The sequence below is a fragment of the Nisaea sp. genome, from assembly GCF_034670185.1.
GTDB lineage: Bacteria > Pseudomonadota > Alphaproteobacteria > Thalassobaculales > Thalassobaculaceae > Nisaea.
The window spans coordinates 720,083-733,883 of sequence record NZ_JAXMNY010000002.1; the positions used below are offsets into that span (position 1 = coordinate 720,083).

Below are 13,801 nucleotides of genomic sequence, written 5' to 3' on the forward strand. Positions count from 1 at the left end.
TCCTCAGCTTGCCGGTTTCGGGCGCAGAATGCTGGTGACATGCGCTGGCGTATTCAAAATGGCCCGCGCAGCCTGCATGACCTGCTCCTGTGTTACAGCACCGACCTGGTCCGGCCAGCTCTCGATCTCTTCGATAGTCCGTCCGATGGCGAGCGCCTGACCGACCGCATGGGCCGGGGCCGTCACGCTGTCCCGGGCATAGACTGCGCTGGCCTTCATCGACTTGACCGCGCGCGCGACTTCACGTGCGTCGACACCGTCGCGCAGGATGGCCGCGAGTTCCGCCTCGAAGGCTGCTTCAAGCGCCTCGACACTCGTACCTTCCGTCGGCACGGCATAGAAGGAGAACGTACCGGGGCCTATGCTGCTGCCGCTGTAGGATGTGCCGGCCGAGAGCGCGATCTTCCGGTCGATCACCAGTGACCTGTAGAGCCGGCTGGTGGCGCCACCGCCGATCACCTCCGCCAACACGTCGAGCGGCATGACCTGATCGCTCTCACCGTAAAACCGGCTCGGTGCCTGATAGCGACGGCTCCAGCTGACCTGGCCTACCTGCGGATGCGAAAACTCGATCCGGCGGGCGCTGATCTGTTCAGGCTCCAGCGGCCGCTTGCGGTCCGGTACGGCACGTGCCGGGATGACCCCGTAATATTTCTCCGCCAGCGGCTTCAGCTCATCCATGGTGATGTCACCGGCCACCACCAGCACGGCGTTATTCGGCGCATACCATTTGCGATAGAAAGCCAGCGCATTTTCCCGGGTCAGCGCCTTGATCTCATGCGCCCAGCCGATCAGCGGACGGCGATAGGGATAATTGAGGTACAGCGCCGCGTTGGTCCGCTCGCTCAACAACGAGCCGGGATTGTTATCGATCCGGGAACGACGCTCTTCCAGCACCACCTCGCGTTCCGACGCGACCTCGTCCGGGTCGAGCGTCAGGTTCACCATGCGGTCGGCCTCCATTTCCATCACCAGCGGCAACTTGTCCGAAGCGATGGTCTGGAAATAGGCCGTGTAGTCGTATCCGGTAAAGGCGTTACCGTCCCCGCCATTGCGGGAAACGGTGCGGGAAAACTGGCCGGACGGCACCTTCTCGGTACCCTTGAAGAGAAGATGCTCAAGGAAGTGCGCCAGCCCGGTCTCGCCCGGCGCCTCGTCAGCGCCGCCGACCTTGTACCAGACCATATGGGTCACCACGGGCACCCGACGATCGGTGATGGCGACCACCTGCATTCCGTTCGCCAGCGTGACGCTCTCGGGCTCGTAGACTTTCGCGTCAACCGTCCCGCCGGTCATGACGACGCATAGCACCGCCAGTGCCAGCATCATGCGTTCCGGGATCATCCTTGATCTCACTGTTAGCCTCCTGCCTCCGGTAACGGTCTGTCCCGGGTATCCGGCAATACGAGATATGGAAAAATTTACGGCAGGAACAAGGCGGCCACGCCGGATCACGGTCAAACGTGGAAACAAAACAGAAAAGGCGCGGTTCACTGCACCGCGCCTTTTTATCCCAATTCGACCCGTCCGCCGTTCCGCCTAGAACAGCCCCTTACGCTTGCGCTGGATAGTCGGCGTATTGCCTGCTGTCGGTGCGTTGCCAAGCGCCGCATTTTCCTGCAAGCGCTTCTGCTCGGCCTGCGCGTCGACAACAACGCCGCGCGGCGTCTTTTCGCGCCAGAAGAGCAGGTTGTCGATCAGGTATTCTTCTTCATAGACGAAAGTACCGGTTTCCTGATTGACCGTCTGACGGATGCCCGGCTCGGCACTCGCGGTATTCAGCAACTGCCGCATCTTGGACTCGCCCGGCGTTTGCCTGGAAACAGCCGTGCTCGCCGCGGAAGACGGGACCTTCCCGGCAGTTCCGGAAACCGTGCTCTGGGTGCCGCTTCCCAGCACGAGCCGTTCGGCCCCCTTCGTCACGTCGCGTTCCTGCGGCCGTGGCTCTCCCGGGGTCGGCGGGCGCAGGGCAAAGTTCGGCGGCACGCTGAGCGGCGGCCGCGCAACCACCGCGAACTCGTCCGGTGCCTGTTTCGTATTGCCGATCGCTTTCTGAATATCGCTGCATCCCTGCAGGCCGATCACCACGGCGCAGAGGGCGAGGCCAAATGTCCGACTGACCCTGATCATTCCATGCTACTCCGGTCGATGGCTGTCCCGCTCATTCTCCATTCCCCTTTGATATCTGGGGATCGGAGCCCTGCGAGTCACCAAGAAAGCTGTCAAACAACAGAAATACTACGCCAACAGATATCGCGCTATCGGCAAGATTAAAAGCCGGCCAGTGATAGCCGAACGCATGCCAGTCGATGAAATCGACGACCGCATTATAACGCAACCGGTCGATCACATTCCCGATCGCCCCGCCGATGATCAGGCCGAGCGAGATCCGCAGCAACTGACTGGGTGCCCGCGCCAACCAGACCAGAAGCCCGATCACAACGGCGATCGCGAAACCGGACAGATAGTAAGGCGTCATCGGATCGTCGCTCGCCAAGAGGCCGAAGCTGACCCCTCGGTTCCAGACCGCGACCAGATTGAAGAATGGCGTCACCTCGACCACGGCTCCGTCATGGAACAGGGTCGCCAGCGCCCACTCCTTGGTCACCTGATCGGCGAGCACGACGACAAGGGCCAACAAGCCGCCAACCGTGAGGTTACGTTTCGGACTAAAAATCACCTGACTATTCAGCCGCGGTTTCGAGAGAGCCCACCGCATCAGCACAGCGCTTGCAGACCGGCGGCTCGACAACCTCGGGCAGGACTTTCCAGCAGCGCTCGCACTTGCCGCCATCAGCAAGAGCCGGAACCGCCGCGATACCCTCAACGTCTTCGAGACGGAAAGCCTCTTCCGGGCCCTCACCGGCAATCAGCTCGGCATCCGACGTGATGAAAATCTCGGCCGGGTCCAGTCCCTCGAACGCCTTCAATGCGGCGGCGCTGACATAGACCTGCGGCGCGGCCTGCAGCGAGGAGCCGATACGCTTGGCGTTGCGTTCCAGCTCCAGAGCACCAGTAACGACGCGACGGACGTTCCGGATTTCGGCCCAGCGTGCCGCAACCGCATCGTCGCGCCAGCTTTCCGGGGTTTCCGGGAAGGTCCGCAGATGCACGGATTCCTCCGCCCCCAACCCACGCGTCGTCCAGGCCTCTTCCGCCGTGAAGCAGAGTACCGGAGCGAGCCAGGCGGTCAGCCGGTTGAAGATCTCGTCCAGCACGGTGCGCGCGGCCCGGCGGCGGATCGAGTCCGGCTGGTCGCAATAGAAGCTGTCCTTGCGGATATCGAAGTAGAAAGCCGAAAGGTCGATGGCGCAGAAATTATGCAGCTGGGTGAACAGCGCGTGGAAGTCGAATGCCTCGATCTTCTCGCGGATCATGGCATCCAGCTCCCAGAGCCGGTGCAATACCCAGCGCTCCAGCTCCGGCATCTCGGCGACCGGCAGCCGTTCGGCCTCGGTGAAACCGTCGAGATTGCCGAGCAGATAGCGCAGCGTGTTCCGCAGCCGGCGATACTGGTCCGCCTGGTGCTTCAGGATTTCCTTGCCGACGCGCAGATCCTCGGAATAGTCCGAATTCACCACCCAGAGGCGCAGAATATCCGCACCGCTCTGGCCGATAACGTCCTGCGGGGCAGTGATGTTGCCGAGAGACTTGGACATCTTGCGCCCGTTCTCGTCCAGCACGAAGCCGTGGGTCAGAACCGCGTTGTACGGTGCCCGGCCACGCGTCCCGCAGCTTTCCAGCAGCGAGGAATGGAACCAGCCGCGATGCTGGTCGGAGCCTTCGAGATAGAGATCCGCCGGCCATTGCAGGTCCGGGCGCTGCTCCAGCACGAAGGAGTGGGTCGAGCCGCTCTCGAACCAGACCTCGACGATATCCTTGTTCTGCTCGTAATCGTCCGCGTTGTAATCGTTGCCAAGGAAACGCGACGGCTCGCTGGTGAACCAGGCGTCAGAGCCTTCTTCTTCGAAAACAGCCCCGATGCGGTCGATCACAGCCTGGTCGCGCAGCATCTCACCGGTCTTCTTCTCGACGAAAACCGGGATCGGCACGCCCCAGGTCCGTTGACGGCTGATGCACCAGTCCGGCCGCTGCTCGATCATGGAGCGCAGACGGGTCTGCCCCGCCTTCGGCACGAAACGGGTCTCGTCAATCGCCTTCAGCGCCGTGTCTCGCAGATCGTTCGACTCCATGGAGATGAACCATTGCGGCGTGTTGCGGAAGATCAGCGGCGCTTTAGAGCGCCAGGAATGCGGATAGGAGTGGGTGATGCTGCCCCGCGCCAGAAGACCGCCCGCATCGCGCAGGATGGCAGAGATCTTCAGGTTGTCTTCCAGCACATGCATGCCGGCGAAGACCGGAACGTGACCGTAGAAATAGCCATCATCGGCAACCGTCTGCGGAATTTCCAGGCCGTTCGCCTGACCGAGCACGAAATCATCCGCGCCGTGACCGGGAGCGACATGCACGAAGCCCGTACCGGCCTCGGTGGTCACGAAATCGGCAAGCAGCAGCGGCACGTCGTAATCGTAGCCCTGGCCGCGCAACGGGTGCGCCAGGATGGAGCCTGCGATTTCCGCTCCGGTGACGCGCGCCAATTCTTTCACTGCCTCGATCTTGCCAGCCTTCTTCACCGAGTCGAGCAGATCCAGGCCGACCACGAGTTTCTCGCCGACTTTGGCGAGGCTGTTCTCGGCGACCTCGGTCACCTCGATCACGACATAGGTAAATTCCTCGCCCGCAGCGACGGCACGGTTGCCGGCCATGGTCCAGGGGGTGGTGGTCCAGATGACGACCGCTGCCCCTTCGAGGGCCGGGTGCTTTGCCTCGACCACCGGGAAGCGGACATGGATCGTGGTCGATTTATGATCGTGATACTCGACCTCGGCATCGGCCAGCGCTGTCTTCTCAACCACCGACCACATGACCGGCTTGGCGCCCTTGTAGAGGCCGCCATTCATGATGAACTTGCCGATCTCGCGGGCGATCTGCGCTTCCGCCGGGAAGGTCATCGTCAGGTACGGCTTCTCCCAGTCTCCGGAGACGCCGAGCCGCTTGAATTCCTCGGTCTGGATATCGACCCATTTCTGGGCGAACTCACGGCACTCCTTGCGGAACTCGATGACCGGCACAGTGTCCTTGTCGAGACCCTTCTCGCGATACTGTTCCTCGATCTTCCACTCGATCGGCAGACCGTGACAGTCCCAGCCCGGCACGTAGTTCGCGTCCTTGCCGAGCATCTGCTGCGAGCGATTGATGACGTCCTTCAGCACCTTATTGAGCGCGTGGCCCATATGCAGGTTGCCGTTCGCGTAGGGCGGGCCGTCATGCAGGATGAACTTCTCGGCGCCGGCGCGGCTCTCGCGCAGTTTCTTCCGAAGGCCGATCTCTTCCCAGTGCGCCAGAATTTCCGGCTCGCGGGTCGGCAGATTGCCGCGCATCGGGAAGTCGGTCTTCGGCAGAAAGACGGTCGTCTTATAGTCCACGCTCATCGGTTTTCTCTCTTGGCGGGCACTCTTCGGCCCGCGCCTTTTATTCGGACAGTGTCTGGCGCGCGGCATCCGCGTCGCGCGCGATCTGCGCCTTCAGCTCGTCAAGGCCGCTAAATTTCATTTCCGGGCGGATAAAGTCAATGAATTGCACACGGAGTTTTCGCCCATAGAGATCGGGTGAGACGTCAAACAGGTTCACTTCCAGCAATGGCCCCCGGTCATTCACGGTCGGCCGTCGCCCGAAATTTGCCACACCAGACCACCAGAGATCGCTCTCCTCGTCCCGTGCCCGAACGGCGTAAACGCCATGCGCCGGATGCATGATGTCCTCCAGCTGCAGGTTCGCCGTCGGAAACCCGATCGTGCGACCGCGCTGGTCACCCCGGATCACTGTCGCCGTCACTTCCCACGGCCGGCCAAGCAGGGCCGCTGCTCCGCGCGGATCGCCTTCCTTGAGGCACTGGCGGATCCGGCTGGAAGAATAGACCGCGCCGTCCTGCTCCGTCACCGGATCGATGACGCTGACCCCGAAACCGAGCCGGATACCATATTCCTGCAGCATCTCCGGCGTGCCGCGGCGGCGGTGGCCAAAAAAGAAGTCGTGACCGATCACCACATGTCGCAGCCCGAGGCCGCGATGCAGGATGGCGGTGATGAAATCCTCTGCCGAAACATGGGAGAATTCCGTGTCGAAGCCCAGTTCGAACAGAATATTGGTGCCGAGCGCGGCTATAGCCTCCGCGCGCGCGGAGGCGGACGTCAGTCGAAAGGCAGGGGCGTCCGGCTGGAACAGCATGCGGGGATGAGGCTCGAAGGTCAGGACGGCCGCAGGCGCACCGGCGAGTTGCGCCGCATGCTGGGCTTGTCCGATGACCGCCTTGTGCCCGAGATGGACACCATCGAAATTGCCGACCGCCGCTATTGCGCCCCGGTCATCGGTTGTTACGTCCGCAAGGCTACGTATGATCCGCATGATCCCGCCATCCTAGAGAGGACGGCTGGGTACCATGATCAGCGCATCCCCGTCGATCACCAACTGCTCATCCACCGAGCAACGCGTGGCGAACAGAACCCGGCTTTTCTCGGGCTCGATCTTCACCACCTCGATGACGGCCTTCACCAAATCGCCATAGCGAACGGGGGCCGTGAATTTCAGATTCTGCTTCAGGTAAATGCTGCCTTGCCCCGGCATAACAGTGCCAAACAGCGTGGAAAAGAACCCGGCCGAGATCATCCCGTGCGCGATGCGGTCCTTAAAAATGGTGCCGCGCGCATAATCCTTGTCGAAATGCAAAGGGTTCCGATCCCCCGTGATTTCCGCGAATTCCTCGCCCATCGGCTCGGTCACCTGGCGCTCGAACTCGGCGCGCATGCCGATCTCCAGATCTTCCAGAAAATAGCGTCCGATCTTCTCCGGAGCATGGGAAACAACAGGTGACATTAGACCCCCCGACAGATTTTTTTGCACTGCAGCAACGGGAATATATCCATGGAGTACTCCCCCCTCAACTGCTTAGATGTCCGCAAGAAACGGGAGGAAACCAAATACATGATGGATATGGATAAATTGGGGGAGTGCATTCTGGCCGCACGGCTGGATGGAAAAATGCCCGCGCAGACCGAACACTGGTTCGGCAGCACCGATATCGACGATGCCTACAACGTTCAGAATATTGTGCTCGGCGAGATCGGGCGCCGCCGGAACACCAAGGTCATCGGACGTAAAGTCGGCTGCACCAATCAATCCGCGCGCGACCTGCTTGGTCTCGATGGGCCGTTTCATGGCGCGCTGTTATCGGACACCGCGATGGCAAGCCCGGCTCGGATCGCACGCAGCGACTATCCCTTCATTGTGCTGGAGCCTGAATTCGCGCTGCGGCTCGGCAAACCGCTCGGACCGGAAAGCGCACCGCACACGGCCGAAAGCGTCGCCGGTGCCGTGGACGCGGTGCTGCCGGCACTTGAGATCGTCTCCTCCTGTCATACGGACTGGACCCGCACCGGCCCGGCCCTCGTGATCGCCGACAACGGGTCGTCCTACGGCTGGGTGCATGGCGCACCGGTCACGGATTGGGATGTCGATAGCCTGATGAATGCCGAAGTCACGTTGCATGTCGATGGCGAGCAGATCGCGACAGGCAACGCCGGTAACGTCGATGGCGGACCACTCGGCGTACTGGCGTGGCTCGCCGACCGGGTGCTCCTGCCTGCCGGAGCCATCGTCAGCACCGGAACAACAACAAGTGTCCATTTCGGCGACAGGGGAGAGCGGGTGGAAGCACGGTTCGGGAAATTCGGGGAGGTCTCGGTCGAGATCGTCTGACCGGCGCGCGCCGTCCTAATCCGAACGCCCTTCCAGGACATCCTCCGGCTGGAAGACGAGCGCCGTGCCCTGCATGCTGCAGGACAGGATGACATCCGGCTCGGCGCCATATCCCGGACAGGGAAGCTTGATCACACTCCATTCGGATGCCCGGCCGTAGCTGGTAACGAACCCGGAGTTGGTGCCAATGGCCGGAATCGAAAGGATATCCTGATAGAAAGGGATCAGATTTCGCTCGACCATTGCCGGCGATTTACTCAGCAACTTGCCGGTCTCGTCGATCCCGAGGCGGTCGACAAGCTCCGAGCCCCAGAGACGGCAGCGCATTTCGAACGGAGAGTCCGAAACGGTCTCGTCGATATGGATCCAGCCGTGCCAGCCGCCGAAATCATAGAAATCGAAATCCGACCAGGACGGCAGCTTGCCGTCACGCCACTTGCCTCGCCAGACCTGAACGAACGACCCCAGAGCACCGAAGCGCTCCACCGGCACATCGATGTCGTGCAGGCAAAACTGACGGCCCGGCGACGGCAGTGGAGAGATGTAGGATTTCCAGGGCTTCGGCGTCACGATCATCCTGCACGCTGAACTGGGACCTTTATACCCTACTCCAGCCGCCGCCTTCCGAACAGGACTCACCTCGAAGTGGCGTCAGATCGGATCAATCGGCACCGCTGCCGCGTGACCGAGAACCGTCTCAAGCAAAGCGGAGGCCGAGAGCAAAGCTGCTTCGCCGCGCGGACCTGACACGACCTGAAGGCCAACCGGGAGCCCCTCCGACGTGAACCCGGCCGGCATTGAAAGAGCCGGGAAAGTCGTCAGCGTGATCGCATAGGCCATGGTCAGCCATTCGACATAATTGTCGAATGTATGTCCGTCGCATTCCGCGACATAGCGCTGCTCGACCGGGTAAGGCGCGACGCAGGTCGCCGGTGACAGCAGCAGATCGTAGGTCTCGAAGAAGTCCACGGCCCGCTGGATATAAGCACCGCGTGCAAGCTGAACGCGGGTGAAATCCTCGATGCTGTAATCCAGCGCCTTCTCGATGTTCCAGACGACTTCCGGCTTCAACTTGTCGCGATGCTCTTCCAGGAGCTTCCGCTTCGTCATGTAAAAACCTTCCGCGCGCAAGGCCTGGAAGATGTCCTGGACGTCATGGAAGTCCGGGTGTGCTTCCTCGACTTTCACACCGAGGGATTCAAACCGGAGCGCGGCTTCCTCACAGATCTTCGCAACTTCCGGGTCCACCGGCGTGCACCCCAGATCCCGCGAGAAAGCGACCCGCTTCGGCAGCCGCTGAGCCTTGACCGCATCGCTGAAGCTCTCCAGCGGAGAAGCTAGCGAGATCGGGTCCCGTGGATGCTCGCCCGACATGGCGTCCAGCATCATGGCCACGTCGGTCACGTTCCGCGCCATAGGCCCTGCGACTGGCAGGTTTGAGAACGGCAGACCGTCCGGGCCGCGTGCAACCCGTCCCGGGCTCGGCCGCAGGCCAACGATGGAACAGAAACTGGCCGGATTGCGCAACGAACCTCCGGTATCCGAGCCTTGAGCCAGCCAGGCTGTGCCGGAGGCCAGTGCCGCAGCAGACCCGCCGGAAGATCCGGCAACGCTGCGCTTCTGGTTCCACGGGTTCAGCGTGGTACCCAACACTTCGTTAAAGGTGTTTCCCCCGGCGCCGAATTCCGGTGTGTTGGCTTTCGCGTAAACGACACCGCCATTCTTTTCCAGCGTCTGCACGACAAGGTCGGAGTGGTCGGGAATATGATTCGCGAAGATCGGCGAGCCGTAGGTCGTGCGGACCCCCTTCACCTCTTCCAGGTCCTTGATCGCAACCGGTATCCCCATCAGCGTGCCGCGCTCGTCCTTGGGCTTCTCCATCAGAGCCTTGGCCGCGTCGCGGGCTCGCTCGAAACAGAGGGTCGGCAACGCGTTGATCTTCGGCTCGACCTCCGAAACCCGGGTCTCGAGAGAGTCCAAAAGATCAAGCGGTGAAACCTCGTCCTTTGCCAGCATGTCTCGGATTTCGGTCGCGGTTTTCCAGATGAGGGTATTGTCGGACATAAGAACTCCAGTCACGGAAGACGCGGATTAGCGCATGGCGGGAGCGAAAGAGTACTCCAAACCAGTCCGCCTGCAAGCCAAAGCCAGCGTAGAGTCTGTTGCAAATCCGGATCGGCTGGGCATGAGGCAAGGTCGCGTTGACAAGAAACGAGGCCCGTCGCAAGTTCAGCCACGCCTTGCGCTTCCTTTAAGAACGTACCGGAGAATACCTTATGCAGATTTCGCTCGACGCGCTGCAGACCCTGATCGCGAAAGCTTTCGAGAACAGCAAGGTGGCTCCGGATACGGCGCAGATCGTGGCGAAAGCTCTGGTCCGGGCAGAGGCGGACGGCATTTCCTCGCACGGTGTCGCCCGCGTGCCGCCTTATGCGGAACAGGCCAAATGCGGAAAAGTCGACGGCTTCGCCAAACCGACGATCAACCGCACACGCCCGGGCGTCATCAATGTCGACAGCCATATCGGATTTGCTTTCCCGGCCATCGAACTCGGCCTCAGAGAAGGAATAAAAGCGGCGCATGAAGCTGGCATGGCGGCCATCGGGATCGCCCATTCCCATCATTTCGGCGCCGCCGGCCATCATGTCGAAGACGCGGCAAATGCCGGACTGGTCGCCCTGGCCTTTTCCAACACCCCATCCGCCATCGCGCCCTGGGGCGGGTCCCGCGCGCTTTACGGCACCAACCCGATTGCTTTCGCCTGGCCGCGCACCGACCAAGCGCCGATGGTGATCGACCTGTCCGTCTCCACCGTCGCCCGCGGCAAGGTCACACTTGCTGCGAAAGCAGGAGAGCCGATCCCGTCCGACTGGGCATTCGATGCGGCCGGCAATCCGACGACCGACGCAAAAGCGGCCCTTGCCGGCTCCATGGCGCCGCTCGGCGGTGCCGGGGCCGGCGCGAAAGGCGCGGCTCTCGCGCTCATGATCGAGCTGCTTTGTGGCGCGCTCACCGGCTCTAACTTCGGCTATCAGGGTACGTCTTTCTTCGAGCCGACCGGTGCCCCGCCCTCCATCGGTCACATGATCCTGCTCTTCGATCCCGCCGCGTTCGGCGGTGCCGACAGTTTTGGCGAGCGGGCCGAGGAGATGTTCGGCGAGATCCTGGCACAGGATGGTGCCCGGCTCCCCGGCGACCGCCGTCTGAAGCTCCGCGAGGCAGCGGCACAGGACGGCGTCGATATTCCCGACGATCTGCTTGCCGACATCAAATCCCGCGCATCCTGACCTCTTTTCTGCTCATCGGAACTGACCATGACCGACACGATCACCATTCGCCGCGCCACCCGCGAAGACGTTCACCAGATGTTCGAAATGGTGCGTGGGCTCGCGGACTATGTGAAGGAAACCCACCTGTTGCGCGCCTCCGAAGAAGACTTGCTGCGGGATGGATTTGGCCCCCAGCCGCGCTTCAAGGCTTTTGTCGCCGATGACGGCACGGGCACGCTGCTGGGCAGCGTGATCTATTCCGCCAACTACTCGACCTGGATCGGCCGGTCCGCCTGCTATATCGACGATCTCTTCGTCACCGAGGCAGCACGCGGCAAAGGAGTGGGCCGGCGGCTCGTCGCTGCAGTCGCCGCCGATGCGGTGGCCGAGGGACATGGCCGGATATCACTGACGGTGCTGGACTGGAACCCGGCCCGCGAGGCCTATCACAGCCTCGGCTTTGAGCATGAGGAGAGCTCGCTGCGCTATACGGTGTCGGGCGAAGCGTTGAACAAACTGGCGGCCTCCGCGGACTGATCCGCCCGCCCCGGTACTTGACAGCACCCCCGCTTTGAAGACCAATTCAACTGACAATTTCCAACGCCCAAAGGATTCTACCATGGATATTGATGTTGCCGGTGAAGTGAACGTTCTCTGGGATGAAACCCAGATCATGCTTACCACCTACGGCTTCGACGTTTTAGGTGCAATCCTGATCCTCCTATTCGGCTGGATCGTCGCGGGTTGGGCGGGACGCGCCACTCGCAATGCCGTCGAGCGGATTGCCTGGATGGACGGCACGATCAAACCGCTGATCTCCTCCACTGTCCGCTATCTTATCGTCATCATTACGGTCGTCGCGGTGCTGAACCGCTTCGGCGTCCAGACCACCAGCATCATCGCCGTGCTCGGCGCCGCCGGCCTCGCGGTTGGCCTCGCCCTGCAAGGCACGCTCAGCAATGTTGCGGCCGGCGTCATGATCCTGTTCCTGCGGCCCTTCAAGGTCGGCGATTACGTGACTGCAGGCGGCAATGGCGGCACCGTGGCCGAGGTCGGGCTCTTCACCACGGAGCTGACAACGCCTGACAATGTCTACATTTCTGTACCGAACAGCCAGATCATCAACAGTGCCGTCAGCAATTTCTCCCGGCACGCCACCCGGCGCATCGATATCGTCGTCGGCATCGGATACAGCAGCAATATCGACACTGCCTTCGGCGCCCTGATGAAACTGGCCGAGGATGACCCTCGGGTTCTGGCCGATCCGAAGCCGGAAGCCACCGTCCGCGCATTGGGCGACAGCTCGGTCAGTATCGGCCTCCGGTTCTGGGTGAATGCAGCGGATTACTGGGCGACCCTGTTCGCCTTCAACAAGGCCGTGAAGGAAACTCTCGACGCCAACGGAATCGAAATTCCGTTCCCGCAGCGCGTGATCGAGATGCGCAACGCAAAGTAAGACTGAAGGCTTCGACTCAGGAACGGGATACGCGAACCAACCCGATCTATGCTATTGTATAAGAACGGATTCGGTCCGCGAGCTGGCAGGTGACGAATGGCTAAAGACTACGCCCGAACAAAAGCCCTCGAAGCCTTGGAGGCAACAGGCAAAAATCGTCATGAGGCTGCCTTGCTGCTCAGGGTCTGGGCTGAGACCGACGACAAGTTGAAATCTGCGTTGATCGGACCGTTTTTTAACAATCTCTGCGCCCTTGCAGTGCAGCGGGCCATGTCCAGCAACGTCGCGCGCCGCAAGCCCGTGAGCAAACGCGCGCGCCCGAAGGATAATGCAGCAACGCTTCTGGAGGCGATCAGCAAGAGCGGGGCCCAGACCATGTCGAGCACCCGCAGCTCCGCGCCGCCACCGCCGGTCGGTAGTGCCCGCCACAAGCAAGCAGTGACGCTTCTTGCCGCCGCGTTCAAGCCGGGCGGCAAGTCCTAGAGTCGAAAATCCGAGAGATTGAAAACCCTAAGGCCGTAGGCGATCCCTATTTGGGCCGCGCCTCGACCATGTTTTCATAGAGATTGGCAAGGTAGGTCGGATCAGCGCCGATGCTGACCTGCTGGTTCGTTTTGCTACGAATTTCAGCTGTTTCGGCAACACCTGCCGCGACCATCTCGGGGGTCGGCTCGTCGGGAACGATAACCTGACCGTTCTTGATCAGCCCGGCCAACATATCCTGGGAATGCTTGCGGAAGCGCTGAAACGAGGAATCCATGCCGCCACTGTCGCGCCGCGCCCGTGGATTGGACGCCCGTGACAGAGCCATCGAAAAGATATCCAGGATCAGGTTCGGATTGTAGGTCTCGAGCCAACCGTCGACCATGGCGCCGAAGACCGCTTCAACATAGACCCGCGCACCGCGCTGCCCCATCAGGCCGCCGGCAAGTGTCTTGTCGGCCCCCGCGATCATTTCATCCGTCGGCTCCTTCGGGACAATCGCGAAACCGGCCAGTTCAAGCGACTGAACGACGCCCTCGCTGTCCTTCTTGTACTTTTCCCATTCGTTCTCGATGAGGAACGAGCCCAAGATATCGACCTGGTCATTCTGGACACGGTTCAGGAACCGCGCGAATTCTTTGGCAACATGTTCAGCGACAATGAACTGTTGCACCGGCTCCCTGCCGCGCATCATCAACTCCTCAACTGGACCGGCTCGCTCTAGCCGGTCAAAAACCAGCTCCACTACAAATGGATCGCGACCGCGTCCAGAAAACCA

14 protein-coding genes are annotated in these 13,801 nt (G+C 61.5%); 5 read left to right on the forward strand and 9 right to left on the reverse strand.

Features of this window, described 5'->3' with window-relative positions; all coding sequences use genetic code 11:
- Positions 1 to 3 precede the first annotated feature (3 nt).
- The 6 genes from VOI22_RS12990 to VOI22_RS13015 form a co-directional block, all read right to left on the reverse strand.
- Positions 4 to 1,356 (reverse strand): pitrilysin family protein, encoded by a 1,353-nt coding sequence (locus tag VOI22_RS12990; RefSeq protein WP_323796888.1) that lies wholly within the window; start codon positions 1,354 to 1,356, stop codon positions 4 to 6.
- A 183-nt stretch (positions 1,357 to 1,539) separates the two neighbouring features.
- On the reverse strand, positions 1,540 to 2,130 hold the full coding sequence (locus VOI22_RS12995; RefSeq protein WP_323796889.1) for a DUF3035 domain-containing protein: 591 nt from the start codon (positions 2,128 to 2,130) through the stop codon (positions 1,540 to 1,542).
- Positions 2,131 to 2,161: 31 nt separating this feature from the next.
- Positions 2,162 to 2,680 (reverse strand): signal peptidase II, encoded by a 519-nt coding sequence (gene lspA, locus VOI22_RS13000; RefSeq protein ID WP_323796890.1) that lies wholly within the window; start codon positions 2,678 to 2,680, stop codon positions 2,162 to 2,164.
- A 4-nt stretch (positions 2,681 to 2,684) separates the two neighbouring features.
- Positions 2,685 to 5,492 (reverse strand): isoleucine--tRNA ligase, encoded by a 2,808-nt coding sequence (gene ileS / locus VOI22_RS13005; RefSeq protein WP_323796891.1) that lies wholly within the window; start codon positions 5,490 to 5,492, stop codon positions 2,685 to 2,687.
- A 40-nt stretch (positions 5,493 to 5,532) separates the two neighbouring features.
- Positions 5,533 to 6,465, reverse strand: a complete 933-nt coding sequence (locus VOI22_RS13010) for a bifunctional riboflavin kinase/FAD synthetase (RefSeq protein WP_323796892.1) — start codon at positions 6,463 to 6,465, stop codon at positions 5,533 to 5,535.
- Between the two features lie 12 nt (positions 6,466 to 6,477).
- Positions 6,478 to 6,933, reverse strand: coding sequence for a MaoC family dehydratase (locus tag VOI22_RS13015; protein ID WP_323796893.1), 456 nt, complete (start codon positions 6,931 to 6,933; stop codon positions 6,478 to 6,480).
- A 108-nt stretch (positions 6,934 to 7,041) separates the two neighbouring features.
- Between VOI22_RS13015 and VOI22_RS13020 the strand changes: the two genes are divergently transcribed.
- Positions 7,042 to 7,815, forward strand: a complete 774-nt coding sequence (locus tag VOI22_RS13020; protein WP_323796894.1) for a 2-keto-4-pentenoate hydratase — start codon at positions 7,042 to 7,044, stop codon at positions 7,813 to 7,815.
- A 15-nt stretch (positions 7,816 to 7,830) separates the two neighbouring features.
- Here the strand turns inward: VOI22_RS13020 and VOI22_RS13025 are convergent, their stop codons facing one another.
- Together VOI22_RS13025 and VOI22_RS13030 are read right to left on the reverse strand one after the other, a co-directional pair.
- The gene (locus VOI22_RS13025; protein ID WP_323796895.1) at positions 7,831 to 8,385 is read right to left on the reverse strand and encodes a hypothetical protein; all 555 of its coding nucleotides are present in this window, start codon (positions 8,383 to 8,385) and stop codon (positions 7,831 to 7,833) included.
- A gap of 81 nt (positions 8,386 to 8,466) precedes the next feature.
- Entirely contained in the window at positions 8,467 to 9,879 is a 1,413-nt protein-coding gene (locus tag VOI22_RS13030; RefSeq protein WP_323796896.1) for an amidase, read from the reverse strand.
- A gap of 212 nt (positions 9,880 to 10,091) precedes the next feature.
- On the opposite strand from VOI22_RS13030, the gene VOI22_RS13035 reads away from it, so the two are divergent.
- The 4 genes from VOI22_RS13035 (at position 10,092) to VOI22_RS13050 (ending at position 13,023) form a co-directional block, all read left to right on the forward strand.
- Positions 10,092 to 11,102, forward strand: coding sequence for an Ldh family oxidoreductase (locus tag VOI22_RS13035; protein WP_323796897.1), 1,011 nt, complete (start codon positions 10,092 to 10,094; stop codon positions 11,100 to 11,102).
- 27 nt (positions 11,103 to 11,129) lie between these two features.
- Positions 11,130 to 11,621 (forward strand): GNAT family N-acetyltransferase, encoded by a 492-nt coding sequence (locus VOI22_RS13040; protein ID WP_323796898.1) that lies wholly within the window; start codon positions 11,130 to 11,132, stop codon positions 11,619 to 11,621.
- An 82-nt stretch (positions 11,622 to 11,703) separates the two neighbouring features.
- Complete coding sequence (locus VOI22_RS13045) at positions 11,704 to 12,540, forward strand: mechanosensitive ion channel family protein (RefSeq protein ID WP_323796899.1); 837 nt, start codon at positions 11,704 to 11,706, stop codon at positions 12,538 to 12,540.
- Positions 12,541 to 12,636: 96 nt separating this feature from the next.
- A complete protein-coding gene (locus tag VOI22_RS13050; protein ID WP_323796900.1) occupies positions 12,637 to 13,023 on the forward strand; it encodes a hypothetical protein in 387 nt (128 codons plus the stop codon).
- A 46-nt stretch (positions 13,024 to 13,069) separates the two neighbouring features.
- Here the strand turns inward: VOI22_RS13050 and VOI22_RS13055 are convergent, their stop codons facing one another.
- Complete coding sequence (locus VOI22_RS13055) at positions 13,070 to 13,717, reverse strand: hypothetical protein (protein WP_323796901.1); 648 nt, start codon at positions 13,715 to 13,717, stop codon at positions 13,070 to 13,072.
- Positions 13,718 to 13,801 lie beyond the last annotated feature (84 nt).